General features: G+C 59.8%; 14 protein-coding genes. 6 read left to right on the top strand and 8 right to left on the bottom strand.

All coding sequences use genetic code 11. The features are described from left to right. Positions 1-97 precede the first annotated feature (97 nt). Positions 98-1,540, bottom strand: coding sequence for a PTS system trehalose-specific EIIBC component (treP, locus tag K0H48_RS10320; protein ID WP_219267384.1), 1,443 nt, complete (start codon positions 1,538-1,540; stop codon positions 98-100). Positions 1,541-1,792: 252 nt separating this feature from the next. On the opposite strand from treP, the gene treR reads away from it, so the two are divergent. Together treR and K0H48_RS10310 are read left to right on the top strand one after the other, a co-directional pair. Further along, positions 1,793-2,497, top strand: coding sequence for a trehalose operon repressor (treR, locus tag K0H48_RS10315; RefSeq protein WP_138813956.1), 705 nt, complete (start codon positions 1,793-1,795; stop codon positions 2,495-2,497). A gap of 132 nt (positions 2,498-2,629) precedes the next feature. Then, a complete protein-coding gene (locus tag K0H48_RS10310) occupies positions 2,630-6,031 on the top strand; it encodes a membrane-targeted effector domain-containing toxin (RefSeq protein WP_219267383.1) in 3,402 nt (1,133 codons plus the stop codon). Between the two features lie 82 nt (positions 6,032-6,113). Here the strand turns inward: K0H48_RS10310 and guaA are convergent, their stop codons facing one another. The 4 genes from guaA to K0H48_RS10290 all read right to left on the bottom strand — a co-directional run bounded on the left by guaA (position 6,114) and on the right by K0H48_RS10290 (position 10,962). Beyond that, entirely contained in the window at positions 6,114-7,691 is a 1,578-nt protein-coding gene (gene guaA / locus K0H48_RS10305; protein WP_094949445.1) for a glutamine-hydrolyzing GMP synthase, read from the bottom strand. 81 nt (positions 7,692-7,772) lie between these two features. After that, entirely contained in the window at positions 7,773-9,242 is a 1,470-nt protein-coding gene (guaB, locus tag K0H48_RS10300) for an IMP dehydrogenase (RefSeq protein ID WP_016977684.1), read from the bottom strand. Positions 9,243-9,501: 259 nt separating this feature from the next. Then, positions 9,502-10,050, bottom strand: coding sequence for a sugar ABC transporter ATPase (locus tag K0H48_RS10295; protein WP_138813954.1), 549 nt, complete (start codon positions 10,048-10,050; stop codon positions 9,502-9,504). Between the two features lie 144 nt (positions 10,051-10,194). Then, positions 10,195-10,962, bottom strand: coding sequence for a sulfite exporter TauE/SafE family protein (locus K0H48_RS10290; RefSeq protein ID WP_219267382.1), 768 nt, complete (start codon positions 10,960-10,962; stop codon positions 10,195-10,197). A 99-nt stretch (positions 10,963-11,061) separates the two neighbouring features. Between K0H48_RS10290 and K0H48_RS10285 the strand changes: the two genes are divergently transcribed. From K0H48_RS10285 to leuA, 4 genes are all read left to right on the top strand, one after another. Continuing rightward, positions 11,062-11,952: a LysR family transcriptional regulator gene (locus K0H48_RS10285; RefSeq protein WP_219267381.1), complete on the top strand. Its 891-nt coding sequence runs from the start codon at positions 11,062-11,064 to the stop codon at positions 11,950-11,952. A 10-nt stretch (positions 11,953-11,962) separates the two neighbouring features. Beyond that, on the top strand, positions 11,963-13,342 hold the full coding sequence (gene xseA / locus K0H48_RS10280) for an exodeoxyribonuclease VII large subunit (RefSeq protein ID WP_219267380.1): 1,380 nt from the start codon (positions 11,963-11,965) through the stop codon (positions 13,340-13,342). 3 nt (positions 13,343-13,345) lie between these two features. Then, positions 13,346-14,167 carry a peptidoglycan DD-metalloendopeptidase family protein gene (locus K0H48_RS10275; protein WP_219267379.1) on the top strand — a complete coding sequence of 274 codons (822 nt, stop codon included), beginning with the start codon at positions 13,346-13,348 and terminating at the stop codon, positions 14,165-14,167. Between the two features lie 427 nt (positions 14,168-14,594). Next, positions 14,595-16,274: a 2-isopropylmalate synthase gene (gene leuA / locus K0H48_RS10270; RefSeq protein WP_138813950.1), complete on the top strand. Its 1,680-nt coding sequence runs from the start codon at positions 14,595-14,597 to the stop codon at positions 16,272-16,274. A gap of 165 nt (positions 16,275-16,439) precedes the next feature. On the opposite strand, the gene K0H48_RS10265 is transcribed toward leuA, so the two are convergent. The 3 genes from K0H48_RS10265 to der form a co-directional block, all read right to left on the bottom strand. After that, positions 16,440-17,231, bottom strand: a complete 792-nt coding sequence (locus tag K0H48_RS10265) for an amidohydrolase (RefSeq protein ID WP_219267378.1) — start codon at positions 17,229-17,231, stop codon at positions 16,440-16,442. Further along, positions 17,219-18,367: a pyridoxal phosphate-dependent aminotransferase gene (locus K0H48_RS10260; protein ID WP_219267377.1), complete on the bottom strand. Its 1,149-nt coding sequence runs from the start codon at positions 18,365-18,367 to the stop codon at positions 17,219-17,221. Before K0H48_RS10260 ends, K0H48_RS10265 begins: the two co-directional genes overlap by 13 nt. A 133-nt stretch (positions 18,368-18,500) precedes the next feature. Next, positions 18,501-19,970, bottom strand: a complete 1,470-nt coding sequence (gene der, locus K0H48_RS10255) for a ribosome biogenesis GTPase Der (RefSeq protein ID WP_200434211.1) — start codon at positions 19,968-19,970, stop codon at positions 18,501-18,503. Positions 19,971-20,056 lie beyond the last annotated feature (86 nt).

Genomic DNA, 20,056 nt, shown 5'->3' with positions numbered 1-20,056 from the left:
GGGCCTCATCGCAGGCAAGCCAGCTCCCACAGGTCGGAATGCATTCCCATGTGGGAGCGGCGGTGCGACGATTAGACTTGCTCGCGAAAGCGGTCGATCAAGCGACCCGATATCCAGGCCGAACGATCTTCATGCTCAACGCACAGGTCAGAACAAACGGCACGACCATGGCGATGACCATCCCGATCACAAAACTTGGGATGAACTGCGGAATGATCGAAATAAACCCAGGCAAGCCACCGACACCGATGGCCGAGGCCGTCACCTTGTTAAGTGAGAGGAAAATGCTGCCCAGCGCCGAGCCCAGCAGCGCGGCATAGAACGGAAACTTGAAGCGCAGGTTCACACCAAACATCGCCGGTTCCGTAATGCCGAAGTAAGCGGAAATCGCCGAGGTTGAGGCCATGCTTTTGTCCCGCGCGTTGCGGGTCATGTAGAACACGCCAAGTGCCGCGCTGCCCTGGGCCAGGTTGGACATCACGATCATCGGCCAGATAAAGGTGCCGCCCTGGGTGCTGATCAACTGCAGGTCGACGGCGAGGAACATGTGGTGCATGCCGGTGATCACCAGCGGCGCGTACAACAGGCCGAAAATCGCCCCGCCAAGCATCGGCGCCAGGTCAAACAGGGTGACCACGCCTTCGGTAATCAGGATGCCGAGGTGACGGGTCACCGGGCCGATAATGGCAAGCGCCAGCACGCCGGTGACAACGATGGTGGTGATCGGCACCACGAGCAGTTGAATGGCATTAGGTACGCGTGCCCGCAGCCATTTCTCGATCACGCTCATCACATAGGCCGCCATCAGGATCGGCAGGATCTGCCCCTGGTAACCCACCTTCTCAATCTTGAACCAACCGAAAATATCGAAGTACGGCAGGCTCTGGCCATCAAGCCCGGCCACCGCTTTGCCGTAGTTCCAGGCGTTGAGCAGATCCGGGTGTACCAGCATCAGGCCAAGCACGATGCCGAGGATTTCACTGCCGCCAAAACGCTTGGCCGCCGACCAGCCCACCAGCGCCGGCAGGAACACGAATGAGGTATTGGCCATCAGGTTGATCAGGCTCCACAGGCCATCCAGGTTCGAATACGCCTCCAGCAGCGTCTTGCCCTCGATGAACATGCCCTTGGCGCCCATCAGGTTGTTCACGCCCATCAGCAGGCCGGCGATGATCAGCGCGGGCAGGATCGGCATGAACACGTCGGAAAATACCCGTACCAGACGCTGCATGGCGTTGGTCTTGTCGGCGCCCTTCTGCTTGACGTCGGCAATGGTCGAAGCCGCAAGCCCCGTCTGCTCACGCAGGGCGGCATAGACCTTTTCCACTTCGCCGGGGCCGATCACCACTTGGAAAAGGCCGCCGGTGAAAAACGAGCCCTTGACCAGATCGACCTGGTTCAACGCGCTGTTGTTGACCAGACTCGGGTCCTTGAGCGCCAGACGCAGGCGGGTCACACAGTGGGCAGCTTGCTCAAGGTTGTCGCTGCCCCCGAGGTTCTCGAGAATCTCGCGGGCAATATTCGAATAGTCGTGGCTCATGCTTGGTTTCCACTTTGGTTTTTTTATTTGAGGGCAGTCATTGGCAGCACGCCGTGGCCAAAAGTACTCGTATGTACGAGTTAAATCAACAACTCGTCTGTACGAGTTACATTAAGTTTAAATTTCTGAATTTGAAGTCAGACATTTCCCTAATTCCACGCAGGTCCAATGGACAAAGCCCACCTCTGCCACTAAGGTTCCTGCCTTGAACGCGCCGTTCACCTTCATCAAGCCGGGCACAGAGCCATCCCCATGAGCAAATACAACCAGATCTATACGGATCTGCTTGCCAGCATCACCACTGAACGCCTGCAACGCGGTACGCGCCTTCCCTCTGAAACCGAACTGATGGACGCCTACCAGGCCAGCCGTGGCACGGTGCGCCGCGCCATCGAGCAGTTGCAGGAGCGTGGGTTTGCGCAAAAAATCCACGGCAAGGGCACCTTTGTGTTGTCGCCCAACCCCATCGAGTTCCAACTGGGCGGCATTGTCAGCTTCCACGAAACACACGCTGACTTAGGCGATGACGTACGCACCGAGGTGGTCGAATTCAGCCAGTTCGCGCTGGAAGGCTCGCTGCTGCAACACATCGAAGCGGCGCCCGGCGCTCTGATTACCCGCATCAAGCGGGTACGGCGCATCGGCGGCAAACGGGTGATCCTGGACATCAACCACTTTGTGGCTGACCTGATCCCGGGCCTGGATCGGGACATCGCCGAGCAGTCGATCTATGCGTTTATCGAGCAAACGCTGGAGCTGCAGATCAGCTACGCGCAGCGCACCATCGAAGCGCTGCCGCGCAGCAAGGACGACCAGGCGCATCTGGATCTGGATGGGCAAAGCCATGTGATTGTGGTGAGCAACCAGACGTTTTTGCAGGATGGAAGGCAGTTCGAGTACACCGAGTCGCGGCATACGTTGGATAAGTTTTATTTTTCGGATATAGCGCGGCGCTGACCTCTGGGCTAACTATGTAGCGCCCGAACCCCTTGCGCCTTTGGGACTCTCGCCGTTCTTTATCGACGGATGAGTCCCATGAGTACCGCTAATCCCCTGCCCAACGCCGCCGACAAGGCGGCCCTCAAGACCTTGGCCACCGAGGTGGTGCAAGCATGTCCCAGCCTCCAGGACAGCGCCCATGAAACCGCCTGCAGCATCCTGAAAAAGCACGGCGTGACAGACCTGGATCCGGACGATGTTTACTACCATCGATTCAAGTCCGCCCAGAGCAGCACCAAGACCTTTACCGGCTGGGAGCACGTTCTGGAAAAACCCTACGAGTCGACCACCCTGACACAGTTGGTGATTCGGCGCTTTCGCGCCACCGACTTCGACAATGCCGACTTGCTCGACCTCTATGGAGGCTTCTACACCCAAGGCCCGGTGTATGGCGATTTTAACGAAACCAACGAAGTGCGCCTGCATGGCAACGAAGTACTGAATGACTTCTGGGACATAAAATTCGACCGCCTCTACACCCATCAACTGGATGATTTCTGGCACGCCCATGCAGATGACTTTCGGACGCTGGCCAAATGCAATTTTCTCAGCAAAGCCGTGCAGGCCGTTGACCTCAAGCAATTGACACGAGAGGACTTACAAACCTGCATCAACGCTGTCGCCTCCAATGTGACGTGGCCTATTACCCGCCAGATGCTGCAGACCGAAGTGACGCCCGCCCAAAGCCCGCAGGTCTATGCCCTGGACGTGGACGGCCATGTGGCTTTCAACCTGCTGCGCATCGTCGACCCGAAAGGACGACAGATTCTCTACACCCCCGGTGACACCCCAGCGTTCCAAGTACTCGAAACCCCGGCAGACATGCACTGGTGGGTCTTGGGCAAAATGAACAATGAGCAAAGCCGCAGTGCCTTCCTCTATCACTTCCCGCTGTCTGACCGCCAGGCCATGCAAGACAACATCACTGACCTGATGAACCGCTTGGTCGGCACCTGGGGCAAGTCCGACCATCATCTGATCAATCGCAAAAACCAGGCGATTACCAGCGATGCCTTCACCTGGCTGAGGGATCGTACCCGCTGGTCAATGTATGACGAGGCGCAGCAGCTGCTGACCACTCAGACGGAGCTGCTAGAGAAACTCTTGAAAGGTTATCTGGCTGCATTTTTGAAAGTGTTTGGTCCGATGGCCGCCATCGGCTGGGAAGTGGCCTTGCCCGTATTGGGCGCCAGCATCGTCCTCCTGGCGCTGAACATTAATCAGGCAGTCAATGCCCGAACCCGAGCAGAGCGCAAGGCTGGCGTGACCGATGCCGTGATCAGCGGTATCCAATTGCTGTTCAACGTGGTGGCGCTGTCCGGGCCGGGCCCCATCACCGAGGTGGGTGCTGAGGTCGATGCCGCAGAAGCCGCCGAAATGGCTGAGTATAAAGAAGCACTGCAACCTGATCCGGTCGACGAGCCTGCCGTGACAACGCCGAACGAAGAAGCTCCAGCGCTGCCAACCGCCGCGCCGCTTGACCCGGAACCCTCGATACCGGCGTCCTGGGCACGCCAGCAAGGACTGACGGGGGCAACGCCAATGACAGAAGGAGGACGCTACAGCAATATCTACACCGTCAACGCCAACCCTTCGACCGTCATCACGTTCAAGGATGCCGTCTATTACGTGCGCTACGAAGCCGACGTCAATGGTGATGGGAGCTGGGCGATCATTGACCCGCAAAACCCTCACGCGTTTTACGGCTCACGCCCGGTACAACTCAATGCTGCTGGAGAATGGGAACTTGCCTTGCGCCCATCCGACGCGGTCAGGGGCGGCGCACCTGTCGACACGATCGCGGCAAGCGAGGCTAATCTGGGGGCAACCGTGCCCGAAGAAGCCATGCCTTCGACCTACGGGCCGCCCAACTGCAATAACCCGCCCTCCAGCCTGAGCTCTCCTTATGACCTCAACAACCTCGGCCAGTACCAGATTGAACTGGCAATGGGCGGCAGGCCCGATCACTTCAAGCGCATCCCAAAGCCTGGAGGCGGCCTTACTGACTTCTTTACGTCCGATTATTTTATCAATCCGATGCGCAGCAAAATCCTTACGGCTGCGCGTAACTTTTTTTCCCGGCCTTTTTTCATCCATACCCTGCCCGAACGCCCTGCCCTCCCCTCGCTTACGCCAGAAATGTCTTCCAGCGAACTGCTAGAAGAGATCATCAAAAACGCGCCCGGCCTGGTGGTCGCTGAAAGCCCCAGCCGCGTCGCCAGCTTGTACACTCTGATCAAAGACATGCCCACCCTGGCGCGACAGGGGATCAAGACACTTTATCTGAACAGGCTGCTCAACGACCTGCATCAACTGGACCTCGATACGTTCGCCAACACCGGGGAACTGTCCGACGGCCTGAGAACTTATCTTGAGGAAATGGATGCCTTGCTACCTGTGCGTTTTAACACTCAGGCACTGCTCACCACCGCCCGGGCCTACGGGATACGCGTACAGGCCACCGGTTGCCTGGCCAACTATCGATCATTCCCGGTAGCGGTGGATGAGCAAATGGTGAAGAACTTTTTGACCAGCGAAATCATCCGCCTGGACCAGCTCAAGAACGGCGTCGGCAAATGGGTGGCGTTGACCGAGGCGCAAAATACCAACACGTACAGGGGCGTGGCCGGTATCAGTGAAATAAACGGCGGCACCAGCCTGCGCGTCGGTGAGAAACTCAATGCTGCCAACCCCAAAGTTAACGTGCGCTTTGGCCCCAAAGTGGTGAACGACGCCAGAACCACCAACCAGAGCCGCCCACGCCTGGGTAGTTTGGACACGGACCTTTCCCTCGACGTGCCAGTGACGGAACTGGATCTGCCAAACCCCTATGTATTCACAGAACGGCAGATCGAGGATGCACTTAAACTCCCCGGCGATTATCTTCTGGAACAAACCCAGAAAACCTTGACCCTGATCCACTGCAATCGGCTGAGCGCATTGGTGCGCAGCACCATCCAGAGCACCGCCAGTAATGGCTACTTTATTGATGCGGTGCAGTTTCCGCGACTCAAGGGCACCGTCTACAGCTCGTTGACCGAACTGCTCCAGGCCCTGGACAACCAGGGTATGAGGCTCAAGGGGTTGCCGCTGATCAAGCTGCGGGTTCCGGCGGCAGAGCTCGACGGCACCGCCTTACCGGCGGCCACCAAACTTCCGGCCTCAGGAACTGGCATCGTTGCAACGGGCAATCCCGAGACAATAATACCGCCGACCAGTGCTCCTGAAATCCCTGCATCGTGGGAAGCCAATGAGATACTGGAGGGCCAAACGCCGGACAGCGCCCCTGGAAGATATCAGGGGATTTACCGTCTTAAATCCGACCCTGCCGACGCGATCATGCACGATGGCAAGCCCTACTACGTGCGCTATGAAACCTATCGGGATGGCACCAGCGGCTGGGCCGTCATCAACCCCCATACCCCCAACGCAGCCGACTCGATTGCGGTTCGGCTCAATGCACAAGGGCAGTGGGAAACGCTTACCCGCTAGTCACCGATCACCGCCCTGAAACAACAAAGCCCCGGCAGTGCCGGGGCTTTGTTTATTTACGACTCAAGGCAGGTGCCAGGAATCACTCCCACTCAATCGTCGCCGGCGGCTTGCTCGACACGTCATAAGTAACGCGCGAAATGCCTTCGATCTCGTTGATGATCCGGCCGCTGACAGTCTCCAGCAGTTCATACGGCAGGTGTGCCCAACGCGCGGTCATGAAGTCGATAGTCTCGACGGCACGCAGCGCAACAACCCACGCGTAACGACGGCCATCACCGACAACGCCCACCGACTTGACCGGCTGGAACACCACGAAAGCCTGGCTGACTTTGTGGTACCAGTCGGCTTTGCGCAGTTCTTCGATGAAGATGTGGTCGGCGCGACGCAGCAGGTCGGCGTATTCCTTCTTCACTTCACCCAGGATGCGCACGCCCAGGCCCGGGCCTGGGAATGGGTGACGGTAGACCATGTCGTACGGCAGGCCGAGTTCCAGGCCCAGGCGGCGGACTTCGTCCTTGAACAGTTCGCGCAGTGGTTCTACCAGCTTGAGGTTCATCTCCTCCGGCAGGCCACCCACGTTGTGGTGGGACTTGATCACGTGGGCCTTGCCGCTCTTGGCGCCGGCCGACTCGATCACGTCAGGGTAGATGGTGCCCTGGGCGAGGTACTTGATGTTGTCCAGGTGTTTGGCCTGTGCATCGAATACGTCGATGAAGGTACGACCGATGATCTTGCGCTTCTTCTCTGGGTCGCTTTCGCCCGCCAGGTTGTTGAGGAACTGGTCCTCGGCGTTGGCGCGGATCACCTTGACGCCCATGTTCTCGGCGAACATGGCCATCACTTGCTCGCCTTCGTGCAGGCGCAGCAGGCCGTTGTCGACGAACACGCAGGTCAGCTGGTCACCGATAGCTTTGTGCAGCAAGGCGGCTACCACGGAGGAGTCAACACCGCCGGACAGGCCCAGCAGGACGTTGTCGGTACCCACCTGGGCACGCACGTTGGCGATGGCGTCTTCAGCGATTTTCGACGGGGTCCACAGGGCTTCGCACTGGCAGATGTCGAGGATGAAGCGCGACAGGATGCGCCCGCCTTGCTTGGTGTGGGTCACTTCCGGGTGGAACTGCACGCCGTAGTAGCCGCGCTCGTCGTTGAACATGCCGGCGATCGGGCAGCTTGGGGTGCTGGCCAGGATGTGGAAGTCTTCCGGCATCTTGGTGACCTTGTCACCGTGGCTCATCCATACGTCGAGGCCGAACAGGCCGTCGGCGTCGATGTGATCTTCGATGCCGTCCAGCAGGCGGCTCTTGCCGACCACGTCGACACGGGCATAACCGAATTCACGCAGTTCGGAACCTTCCACCTTGCCGCCCAGTTGCTCGGCCATGGTCTGCATGCCGTAGCAGATACCGAAGACGGGCACGCCCAGGTCGAACACGGCTTGCGGGCAACGCGGGCTGTTGGCTTCGTGCACGGACTCGGGGCCACCGGCAAGGATGACGCCTTTAGGTGCGAATTCGCGGATCGCTTCGTCGTCCATGTCGAACGGATGCAGTTCGCAGTACACGCCGATTTCACGCACGCGGCGGGCGATCAGTTGGGTGTACTGGGAACCGAAGTCGAGGATCAGGATGCGGTGGGCGTGAATGTCGAGGGCCATGAAGTCAGTCTCGTCTAATGAATCAGAAACAACTCGGGGCTGAAAGAACAGCCCCGGTTACTTAACGTTTTGCTGGAAGCCTCAACCTACGCGGTAGTTCGGCGCTTCCTTGGTGATCTGCACGTCGTGGACATGGGATTCAGCCATGCCGGCGCCGGTGATCCGTACGAACTCTGGCTTGGTGCGCATTTCTTCGATGTCGGCGCTGCCGGTGTAGCCCATCGAGGAACGCAGGCCGCCCATCAGCTGATGGATGATCGCGCTCAGGGTGCCTTTGTACGGCACACGGCCTTCGATGCCTTCCGGTACGAGCTTCTCGGCGCCTGCCGAGGAATCCTGGAAGTAACGATCGGAGGAGCCTTGCGCCTGGGACATGGCGCCCAGCGAACCCATGCCACGGTAAGCCTTGTACGAACGGCCCTGGAACAGTTCGATCTCGCCCGGCGCTTCTTCGGTACCGGCAAACATCGAGCCCATCATCACGCAGGACGCACCGGCTACGATGGCCTTGGACAGGTCACCGGAGAAACGGATGCCGCCGTCGGCGATCAACGGAACGCCGGTGCCTTCAAGGGCAGCGGCGACGTTGGCGATGGCGCTGATTTGCGGCACGCCTACACCGGCGACGATACGCGTGGTGCAGATGGAACCAGGGCCGATACCGACCTTGACTGCATCGGCGCCCGCTTCGGCCAGGGCCTTGGCAGCTGCGCCGGTGGCGATGTTGCCGCCGATCACCTGTACGTCAGGGAAATTCTGTTTGACCCAGCGAACGCGGTCGATCACGCCTTTGGAGTGACCGTGGGCCGTGTCGACCACTACCACGTCAACACCGGCAGCTACCAGGGCCGAAACGCGGTCACCGGTGTCTTTACCGGTGCCGACCGCAGCGCCAACACGCAGACGACCTTGATCGTCCTTGCTGGCCAACGGGTAAGCCTTGGCTTTTTCGATGTCGTTGACGGTCATCATGCCTTTGAGGGCGAATTTGTCGTCGACGATCAGCACGCGCTCGATGCGGTGCTTGTGCAGCAATTCGCGCACATCGTTCTTGTCGGCGCCTTCCTTGACAGTAACGAGGCGCTCTTTAGGCGTCATCACTTCACGGACGGTGACTTCAAGACGGTTCTCGAAACGCACGTCACGGGAAGTGACGATGCCGACCAGGTCGCCATCGTGCAGTACCGGAACGCCGGAGATGTTGTGCAGGCGGGTCAGGTCGAACAGATCACGCACGGTGGCGTCGGCTTCGATGGTGATGGGATCTTTCACCACACCGGCTTCGTAACGCTTGACCTTGCGCACTTCGGCAGCTTGCTGCTCGATGGTCATGTTCTTGTGGATGATGCCAATGCCGCCTTCCTGAGCCATGGCGATTGCCAAACGGGCTTCAGTGACGGTGTCCATGGCAGCGGAAACCAGAGGAATATTCAGCTCGATGCCACGGGTTAGGCGGGTCTTGAGACTGACTTCGTTAGGAAGCACCTCGGAATAACCGGGCACTAGGAGAATGTCGTCGAATGTCAGAGCTTCTTGGCTGATACGCAGCATCGCGGGGGCTCCCGAGCGGGAAAATGGAAGCGCGCCATTATATACATGCACCCTGTCGGGCTCAATGTAAAACTCTGACAAACTTGGTAATACTGATAGATGGATAAAACCTGCAGCGCTAGATCGTTCCCACGCTCCGCGTGGGAATGCCGCCAGGGACGCTCCGCGTCCGGGGTCTGCGCAAGGTTGAAGCCCTGCGCTATGGTGACGCGGAGCGTCACGGGATGCATTCCCACGCAGGAGCGTGGGAACGATCGGATTAAAGCTCGACTTTGACCCAACTCATCTTCTGGTCCAGCCAGTCGGCAAATTCGTCGATAAAGCTCTGCTTGAACCCCGCCTCCGCCCAGTTGTTGAAGATGAAACCCAGGTTGGAAAACCCGCATTCCTGCAGGAACAGAAACCCATTGATGTCATCTTCATGCCCACACAACGGGCAGGTGAAGTTGTCGGTGTGGCCAGGCATCCACTCTTCCAGGCTTTCGAACAGTGCTTCGCCGACTTCTTTAAGGCATTCCGGGCAACCGGCTTCTTCTAGAAAGCCCTTGGCGGGTGTGTAGATGCAGCGCTTGTAGATGATCTCCAGGCCATTGACCGGCTCGTTGAACGGCAGCGCCTCGGGGTGCAACACTACGGCGCGGGCGCCATCGGCCAGGGCGTAGGCCATGCGGTTGCCGGTGCGCCCGCAGGTGGTCAGCTCTTCCTTGATGATGTTCTTGCGCACCAGCCAGCGCACGATCGCCCGGGCGCGGGGTTCGTGGACGGGCAAGGTGGATATTTTGGGGACAAGGATGCTTTGGGAATTCATGGTGCTTGGGAGCCCTGCGGTGTGGCGACTGCCGTCATCGCGGGCAAGCCCGGCTCCCACATTTGGAATGCATTCACCTGTGGGAGCTGGCTTGCCTGCGATAAGGCCCTGAAGCCTGGCAGCTTAATCCCTGCCCCACACAGGTCAAGTACTCAAGTAGCGCCCAATCAACGCAATGCCGCTGGCCAACACCAACCACGTCACCAAGCGCACAAAGGCTTCGCGGGACATGCGCATCGTCAACCTGCGCCCACACCACAGCCCCAGGGCCATCGCCGGCAAGAGGCATAGCGCCAACAACAGCAACGGCAGATCCGCATACACCCCGGCGATCAGAAACAGGCTCAGGCGCACCACCGTGCTGCAACTGATCAACGCACTTTGCGTGGCCCGCGCCGCGTCCTTGGGCAAACGGCTGTTGAGGTAGATCGCATATAAAAAGCCGCCACTGCCGAACAACGCGCCAAACAGCCCGCCGACGGTGCCCATGGGAATCGACCAGCCTTTGGAAAGTTGCGTGGGCCGCGCTTTCACCGACAAGCTGTAGATCGCATAGGCGCTGATAAATAGCCCCATCAGCAGCAACAACAGATCCGAATGCAGGTTGAGCAGAAAGATCACACCCAGCGTGCAACCCATGGCCATGCACGGCAGCAACCGCAGCAGTTCGGGCTTGTTCACGTCTCGCCGCGATTGCAGCAGATTGCCAAAAGCCGCGACAAAATCCAGCAGCACCAGCAGCGGGATGATCTTCGACAGCGGCATAAACACAATCAGGATCGGCCCTGCCACCAGCGCCGTGCCAAAACCGGCAATGCCGAACACGATGTAAGCCACCGCCACACCCAGGCCGATGACCAGCCAATCGACACCACTGAACGACCACTGGCTCATCAGCTCAACCGGGTTCATGACGTATTCCTTAAAAGAGACAGGCATCACTTTAGCCATCGCCGAGTGTTGCGACTAATATCTTCAAAGCCCTCTACTCATCTCGAAAAGGCATGCCGCGTGATTTCCACTCGCCAACTGCGTTACTTCGTCGAAATCGCCGACAGCGGCAGCTTCAGCGCCGCCGCCGAGCGTTTGTTCGTGGCGCAATCGGCCCTGAGCCGACAGATCAAGGAGCTGGAAACCCAGCTGCAAACCCCATTGTTCGAGCGCACCGCGCGCCAACCCCGGCTGACGGCGGCGGGCGAAGCCTTTTACCCAAGGGCGCGCAACCTGCTGAACGATCTGCTCAAGGCCAGTGAGATGGCCACGCAGGTTGGCAATGGTCAGCTTGGCACCCTGCGCCTGAGCCATTCGAGCACCGTGCCGATGAGCGGGCCGTTGCTGCAAGGCATCAGTACCTGGTTGCAGCGTTGCCCCGGCGTGACGATGGATATCGTCAAGCTGTCTTCCGAAGCGCAGCTTGAAGAAATTGCCGACGGGCGCCTGGACGTCGGCCTCTTACGTTTACCGGTGCTGCGCCAGCGTGAAGGCGTGCGCGTGGCGCCTTTATATAGCGAACAACTGGTGTTGGCTGTGCCGCCCAATCACCCTCTGGCAGGCAGCGATACGCCTGTGGAACTGGCCCAGCTCAAGGACGAGGCGTTTATTTCAATCCCTCATCCCCAGCGGGGTGGCCTGAGTTATCTGTCAGCTGAACTGTGCATGCGCGCCGGTTTTTTCCCCAAGGCGGCGCGGGTGATGTCGCGCAAGACCACGCAATTGCAGCTGATTCAGGCCGGCTTCGGAATTGCCTTGTTACCAAAATCCATGCAAGACATTGCCCCCTCCAACCTTCAGTTTCTGCCCCTGGCCGACCCGGACTGCCTCAGCACCGTGGCCCTCGCCTACTCTCAAACGCCAAGCGCACTGGTCGAGCAATTCTGCCAAACCTTACGCGAATGCCTATAAACTGCCGCCCATGATTAAAGATCCTTTTGCCCGTTTGGGCCTGGACCGCGAAGTCCTGACTGTCAGCCAGCTCAACGGCCGCGCGCGGGTGTTGCTGGAAGACGTGTTCACCAATATCTGGGTCGAAGGCGAGATATCCAACCTCGCCCGCCCGGCTTCCGGCCATGTGTATTTCACCCTCAAGGACAGCGGCGCCCAAGTGCGTTGCGCGCTGTTTCGCAACAATGCCGCGCGAGTCCGCCAGGCCTTGAAGGACGGCTTGGCGGTGAAGGTGCGCGGCAAGGTCTCGCTGTTCGAAGGCCGTGGCGACTACCAGTTGATCCTCGATACCGTGGAACCTGCCGGCGACGGCGCGCTGCGCCTGGCGTTTGATGCGCTGAAGGAAAAGCTCAGCGCCGAAGGCCTGTTCAGTGCCGAGCGCAAGGTGCCGCTGCCGGCGCACCCTAGGCGCATCGGGATTATCAGCTCGCCCACCGGCGCGGTGATCCGCGACATCATCAGCGTGTTCCGCCGTCGTGCACCGAACGTTGAACTGACACTGATTCCCACCGCCGTGCAAGGCCGCGAAGCCATTGCACAGATCGTGCGTGCGCTGAAGCTGGCTGACGCACGCGGCTTTGACGCGTTGATCCTGGCCCGTGGTGGCGGTTCGCTGGAAGACCTCTGGTGCTTCAACGAAGAAGCCGTGGCCCGCGCGGTAGATGCCTGCGTAACGCCCATCGTCAGCGCCGTCGGCCATGAAACCGATGTGTCGATCTGCGACTTTGTGGCCGACGTGCGCGCCCCCACGCCCTCCGCTGCCGCTGAATTGCTCGCGCCCGACGCCAGCCACCTGGTGCGCCAGGTCGAAAACCTGCACCGCCGCCTGGTGATGCTGATGCGCAACCGCCTCAGCCACGACCGCCTGCGCCTTGAGGGCATGGCCCGCCGCCTGCGCCACCCTGGCGAACGTCTGCGCCAACAGGCCCAGCGCCTGGATGACCTGGACATGCGCATGCGTCGCGCTTTCGAGCGCAGCCTTAACACCCGTCGCGAACGCCTGATCCGCCTGGAAACCCGCCTCGCAGGCCAACACCCTGGCCGCCAGTTGGCCCTGCTGCGCCAGCGCCTGGACAGCCTCGCCGAACGCTTGCCCCGCGCCATGCGCGAAGGCCTCAAGGCGCGCCGCCTACAGCTGCAAAGCCAGGTGCAGACCCTGCAGGTGGTCAGCCCGCTGGCGACCCTGGGCCGTGGCTACAGCATCCTACTGGACGAGCGCGGCCAGGCGATCCGCAACGCCGCGCAAACCCACACTGGCCAGCGCCTGACCGCACGCTTGGGCGAAGGCCAATTGCAGGTGCGGGTGGAAGATAACCACCTGACGCCCGTCACCCTGTCGTTACTGGATTGATCGATGCCACGTTTATTTAGCCTGCTGATGTTGTTGTGCCTCACCCTCAACGCCCACGCCGACAGCTACATCACGCGGCTGCTGAACAAGCCAGTGCCGGGTGGCGTGGCAGTGGTCGACCTCGGCACTTCGGCCAGCGCGCCCAAAGCCAGCTACCTGAATCGGCCGGTGCTGGTGGTCAAGGAACAGAACAACTGGCTGGCGATTGTCGGGATCCCGCTGACCGTCAAGCCCGGCACCGAGCGCATCACCAGCGGCGGGCAGAATTTACCGTTTGTGGTGGGCTTCAAGAAATACCCCGAACAACACATCACCTTGAAGAACAAAAGCCAGGTGAACCCGGCCCCGGCGCAACTCAAGCGCATCGAAGGTGAACTGGTCGTACAGCTCAAGGCCTACCGCAGCTTCAGCCCGAATACGCCGAGCAACCTGTTGCTGGACAAACCGGTCAATGGGCCACTGTCGAGCAAGTTCGGCGTGCGCCGGTTCTTTAATGGCGAGGAGCGCAACCCGCATTCGGGGCTGGACTTCGCGGTGGGTGCAGGCACGCCGATCAAGACACCGGCGGCGGGCAAAGTGATCCTGACCGGCAACTACTTCTTCAACGGCAACACTGTATTCGTCGACCATGGCCAGGGCTTTATCAGCATGTTCTGCCATATGTCGAAGATCGACGTCAAAGTCGGCGACCAACTGGCACGCGGCGCGGTGGTGGGCAAGGTCGGTTCCACAGGCCGTGCGACCGGGCCGCACATGCATTGGAATATCAGCCTTAACGATGCGCGGGTCGATCCGGCGATCTTTATCGGCGCGTTCCAGCCCTGATATAAAGAGTGAACACACCGGCCTCATCGCGGGCAAGCCCGGCTCCCACAGGTGAACGCTAATACCTGTGGGAGCCGGGCTTGCCCGCGATGGCGCCAGGTCTGCCAACACAATTGCGCGCCCAATAACTTCTGCGCAATAAAAACAAACCCCCAACTCAATAACCGCCATAAAATATCGAATCACAGCCAAATAGCAGAACTTATCTCAATTTTTTCCGACTGCTTGCCATCTTTCACCCCGGCGGTTAGGGTTGAGCTTATGAAAACCTCTCACACCCTCATTCAGCTCCGCCAGCACCGCAGCCTGTGCCTCGTCAGCGCACGACTGCCAGGCTGAATCGATCTGCCTCGTCCCAAGCTTCGTCCCCAATAACAGTTTTACGGCAGGCCGCCTTTTCTCGGCCCCTACTACAAAGGATTTCCCGATGAGCATGCTCAAAGACCCGTCTTCGAAGTACCGCGCGTTCCCGACCATCGATATCCCGGACCGCACCTGGCCGTCGAAGACCATCACCGAAGCGCCGATCTGGTGCAGCTCCGACCTGCGTGATGGCAACCAGTCGCTGATCGAGCCGATGGACGCCGCGAAGAAGCTGCGTTTCTGGAAGACCCTGGTGTCTGTAGGTGTGAAGGAAATCGAAGCTTCGTTCCCGGCCGCGTCGCAAACCGACTTCGACTTCGTGCGCACCTTGATCGAAGACAACCACATCCCCGCGGACACCACCATCCAGGTGCTGACCCAGGGCCGTGAAGACCTGATAGCACGTACTTTCGAATCCCTGCGCGGCGCCAAAAAGGCCATCGTGCACTTGTACAACGCCACGTCGCCGTCGTTCCGCCGCATCGTGTTCAACCAGGACAAAGACGGCATCAAGGCCATCGCGGTCAACGCGGCCAAGCTGTTCGTCAAATACGCCGCCCAGCAGCCGGACACCCAGTGGACCTTCGAGTACTCGCCGGAGACTTTCAGCGCCACCGAGCTTGAGTTCGCCAAGGAAGTCTGTGACGCGGTGATCGAGGTGTGGAACCCGACGCCTGAGCACAAGATGATCCTCAACCTGCCGGCCACGGTTGAATGCGCGACACCCAACATCTATGCCGACCAGATCGAGTGGTTCGGCCGCCATATCAACCGTCGTGACAGCGTGATCATCAGCCTGCACACCCACAACGACCGTGGCACCGGCGTGGCCGCCACCGAGCTGGGCCTGATGGCCGGCGCCGACCGTGTCGAAGGCTGCCTGTTCGGCAACGGCGAGCGTACCGGTAACGTCGATCTCGTGACCGTAGCCTTGAACATGTACACCCAAGGCCTCGACCCGCAGCTGGACTTTTCCGATATCGACGGCGTGCGCAAAGTCGTCGAGGAGTGCAACCAGATCCAGGTGCACCCACGTCACCCCTACGTCGGCGACCTGGTACACACCGCGTTCTCCGGCTCCCACCAGGACGCAATCCGCAAGGGCTTTACCCAGCAGAAAGCTGACGCGCTGTGGGAAGTGCCGTACCTGCCGATCGACCCGGCGGATATCGGCCGCAGCTACGAGGCGGTGATCCGCGTGAACAGCCAGTCGGGCAAAGGCGGCATCGCCTACCTGCTGGAGCAGGAATACGACATCAGCTTGCCACGCCGCATGCAGATCGAGTTCAGCCAAGTGGTACAGGCCGAAACCGACCGCGTGGGCCTGGAGATGACTGCGCCGCAGATCTACGCCTTGTTGCAGCGTGAATACCTGCAAGCCAACACTCCGTACGCGCTGGTCAGCCATCGCCTGCAGGAAGAAAACGGCAATAGCACCGTGGAAGTGGAAGTCTCCGGCAAAGGCCAGGGCGAAACCAACCTACGCTGGAACGGCAAGGGCTACGGCACGTTGGAAGCGCTGGTTGCCGCGCTGCCGATCAAGGTTGAGATCATGGACTACAACGAACACGCGATCGGCGCCGGCACCAATGCCAAGGCTGCGGCCTACATCGAGCTGCGTGTGAACGGCGAACGCCCGGTGCACGGTGTGGGGATTGATGAAAACATCACCACGGCGAGCTTTAAGGCGGTGTTCAGTGCGCTGAACCGCTCGTTGAGCCAGCTGGAAGCGAAGGCGGCGTAAGCGCTGGTCCGGTAATGCAAAAGGCCCCTGGGTGAGAATCCAGGGGCCTGATCGTTCCCACGCTCTGCGTGGGAATGCCTCCGGTGACGCTCTGCGTCACAATTCTGAAAGCGGACGCAGAGCGTCCGGGGCTGCATTCCCACGCGGAGCGTGGGAATGATCTGGTCAGGTGAATTCGAACCTATCGGCATCCAGATTTGCCGGAAACTTGGTGCGATACGCCGCCAGCTCTGCCGCATTCAGGCACACCTGAAACACCCCGTCCGCCTCCCCTGCACTCAGCAACGTCTCACCCTGGAAATCCAGCACCTGGCTGTCCCCGGTGTAGGCAAAGCCCTTGCCATCGGTACCGACGCGATTCACTGCCGCCACGTAACACAGGTTCTCGATAGCCCGCGCCGGCAGCAAGCGGTTCCAGTGCTGACGCCGTGCTCCCGGCCAGTTCGCGGTGTACAGCAGCAGGTCAGTGTCCTGAGCATCACGGCTCCACACCGGGAAGCGCAGGTCGTAGCAAATCAACGGGCGAATGCGCCAGCCCTTCAACTCGAACTGCACCTGGCGCTCGCCGGGCGTGTAGTGATCGTGTTCGCCTGCCATACGGAACAGGTGACGCTTGTCGTAGTGCAGCACTTCACCGTCCGGGCGCGCCCACAGCAGGCGGTTACGGTGGCTGCCGTCGGCGGCCTGGATGATCACGCTGCCGGTGATCACCGCGTTGTACTTGGCTGCCTGGGCTTGCAACCAGAGATGAGTCGGGCCGTGTTCGGGCTCAGCGAGGGTGTGCGAGTCCATGGAGAAACCGGTGGTGAACATCTCCGGCAGCACAATCAGGTCAGCGCCTTTGGCCTGCTCCAGCAACAGTTCGAAATGCTCGAGATTGGCCTGACGGTCATGCCACGCCAGGCTGGTCTGGACCAAGGCGATATTCAAGTCGGGTAATGCAGTCAAATCACGCATAGTTTCTTCGCCGCTTGTTGCAGCGTCTCCTCGCGTTTGGCAAAGCACAGGCGCACCAGGCGCTGGCCTTGCGGCGGGCTCTGATAGAACACCGAGACCGGAATCGTCGCCACGCCGTGTTCGCGGGTCATCCACAGTGACATGGCGACGTCATCCAGGTCCGGGCGAATCTGTGAGTAATCCACCAGTTGAAAGTAGGTGCCGGCCACCCGGGTAAAGCTGAAACGCGACGGCGCCAGCAGGTCGCAGAACAGGTCGCGCTTGGCCTGATAAAAAGCCGGCAGCTCCTCGACGTGTTCCGGGTGTTCGGCCATGAAGTCAGCCAAAGCGTACTGCAAAGGGGTCACGCCGCAAAAGTTGACATATTGATGCACCTTGCGCAGCTCTAAGGTCAGGGCCGGTGGTGCGACCACGTAGCCGGTTTTCCAGCCGGTGACGTGGTAGGTCTTGCCGAAGGAACTGACCACGAATGCACGCTGATACAACTCTTCATGGGCCAGCACGCTGACATGGCGCACGCCATCGAACACCAAGTGTTCGTAGACCTCATCGCTGACCAGGTAGATATCACGGTCGCGGATCAGTTCAGCCAACTGGTTTAGCTCGGCACGGCTGATCAACGCGCCGGTGGGGTTGTGCGGCGAGTTGAGGATGATCATGCGCGTACGCGGTGAGAGCGCGGCCTTGATCTTGTCGAAGTCGAGCGCGAAGCCTTGCAGGCTTAGTTGCACATGCACGCAGCGGCCACCGGCCAGCTCGACCGACGGCTCGTAGCTGTCGTAGCTGGGATCGAACACGATGACTTCATCGCCGTTGCGAACCACGGCTTGAATCGCGCAGAAGATCGCCTCGGTTGCACCTGGAGTGATGGTCACTTCGCTGTCGACATCCACCGTGGCGCCATAACTGCGGGCGATCTTGGCCGCCACTTGTTGGCGCAACACGGGCAGGCCGGTCATCGGTGCGTATTGGTTATGGCCGAGGGCGATGTGCTTGCCCACCGCATCCAGCAAGCCTTGGGGGCCGTTGAAATCGGGAAAGCCCTGGGACAGGTTGAGCGCCCCGGTTTCGGCAGCGAGTTGCGACATGGTGGTGAAAATAGTGGTGCCGACATTCGGCAGCTTGCTGGTGATCATCGGAGGCCCCTGCAGGTGAGCCCCAAGTTTTAAGCTGCCGAAAGCATCGGGTCAAGGCACAAACCGCCACGCACAAAAAAGGGCTCCAAAGGAGCCCTCTCTTGCAGCGTGTCGCTTACAACTCAAAGCGGCATTATTTCTTGTCGCGGCGCTTCTTGTCGGCTTTCTTGTGGTGAGTCATCAAACGACGCTTCTTGTTCACCTGACGGTCAGTCAGTGTGTTCTTGTTGCCTTCGTATGGGTTCTCGCCCCCCTTGAACTCGATACGGATCGGCGTACCGACCAGTTTCAAGACACGGCGGTAGGTGTTTTCCAGGTAACGCACATAGGACTTGGGCACCTTCTCGATCTGGTTACCGTGGATCACGATAATCGGCGGGTTGGCACCACCCAAGTGGGCGTAACGCAGTTTGATCCGACGGTTGTTGACCATCGGCGGCGCATGCTCACCGACTGCATCTTCGAGGATCTGGGTCAGGCGGTTGGTCGGCCAGCGAGTAACCGCAGACTTGAACGAGTTCTGCACGGACGCGTAGAGGTTGCCCACGCCGGTGCCGTGCAGTGCCGAGATAAAGTGAATATCGGCGAACTCGACGAAGAACAGGCGACGCTGCAGCTCGATCTTGACGAAATCGCGCTCGCTCGGCGTCATGCCGTCCCACTTGTTGATCGCGATGACCAGGGCACGACCGGCTTCCAAGGCAAAGCCCAGCAAGTTGAGGTCGTGGTCCACCACACCTTCGCGGGCGTCCATCACGAAGATCACTACGTTGGCGTCTTTGATCGCTTGCAGGGTTTTGACCACCGAGAACTTTTCAACTTCCTCGTGGATCTTGCCGCGCTTGCGCACACCGGCGGTGTCGATCAGCGTGTACTTCTCGTCGTTACGCTCGAACGGGATGTAGATACTGTCGCGGGTAGTACCCGGCTGGTCATACACGATGACGCGGTCTTCACCGAGCATGCGGTTAACCAGCGTCGACTTGCCGACGTTGGGGCGGCCGATGATGGCGATCTTGATACCGTCTTTTTCGCTCGGGCCAGGAATGCGCTTGGCTTCCTCACCTTCGGCAACGATCTCTTCCTCGCCCTCTTCTTCCTCTTCATCATCCTTGGGGAAGTCGCGCAGGGCGATTTCCAGCATCTGGGTGATGCCGCGACCGTGGGCACCGGCGACCGGGATCGCATCGCCCAGGCCCATCGGGCTGAATTCGGCACGGGCCGCTTCAGGATCGATGTTGTCGATCTTGTTGGCGACCAGATAGGAACGCTTGTTGCGCTTGCGCAAGTGCTCGCCAATCATCTGGTCGGCAGCGGTGTAGCCCGCGCGGGCATCCACCAGGAACAACACGACATCGGCTTCTTCGATAGCGAGCAGCGATTGCTCGGCCATCTTTTCGTCCATGCCATGCTCGTCACCGGAGATACCACCGGTGTCGACAATAATGTAGGAGCGCCCTTGCCACTTTGCCTCACCGTATTGGCGATCACGGGTCAGACCGGACAAGTCGCCAACGATGGCGTCACGAGTCCTGGTCAGGCGGTTGAACAAGGTGGACTTGCCGACGTTAGGTCGGCCCACCAGGGCGATTACGGGAACCATGCGGCTCTCCACTTCGTTATTTCAGAAAATACAAAAGCCGCTGCAAGGCAGCGGCTGGTGCTCGGGGCAGCATAGTCAAATGCCGC

Source organism: Pseudomonas sp. Xaverov 259 (assembly GCF_019352915.1).
Lineage (GTDB): Bacteria > Pseudomonadota > Gammaproteobacteria > Pseudomonadales > Pseudomonadaceae > Aquipseudomonas.
This window is presented reverse-complemented; position numbering and strand designations above follow the sequence as displayed.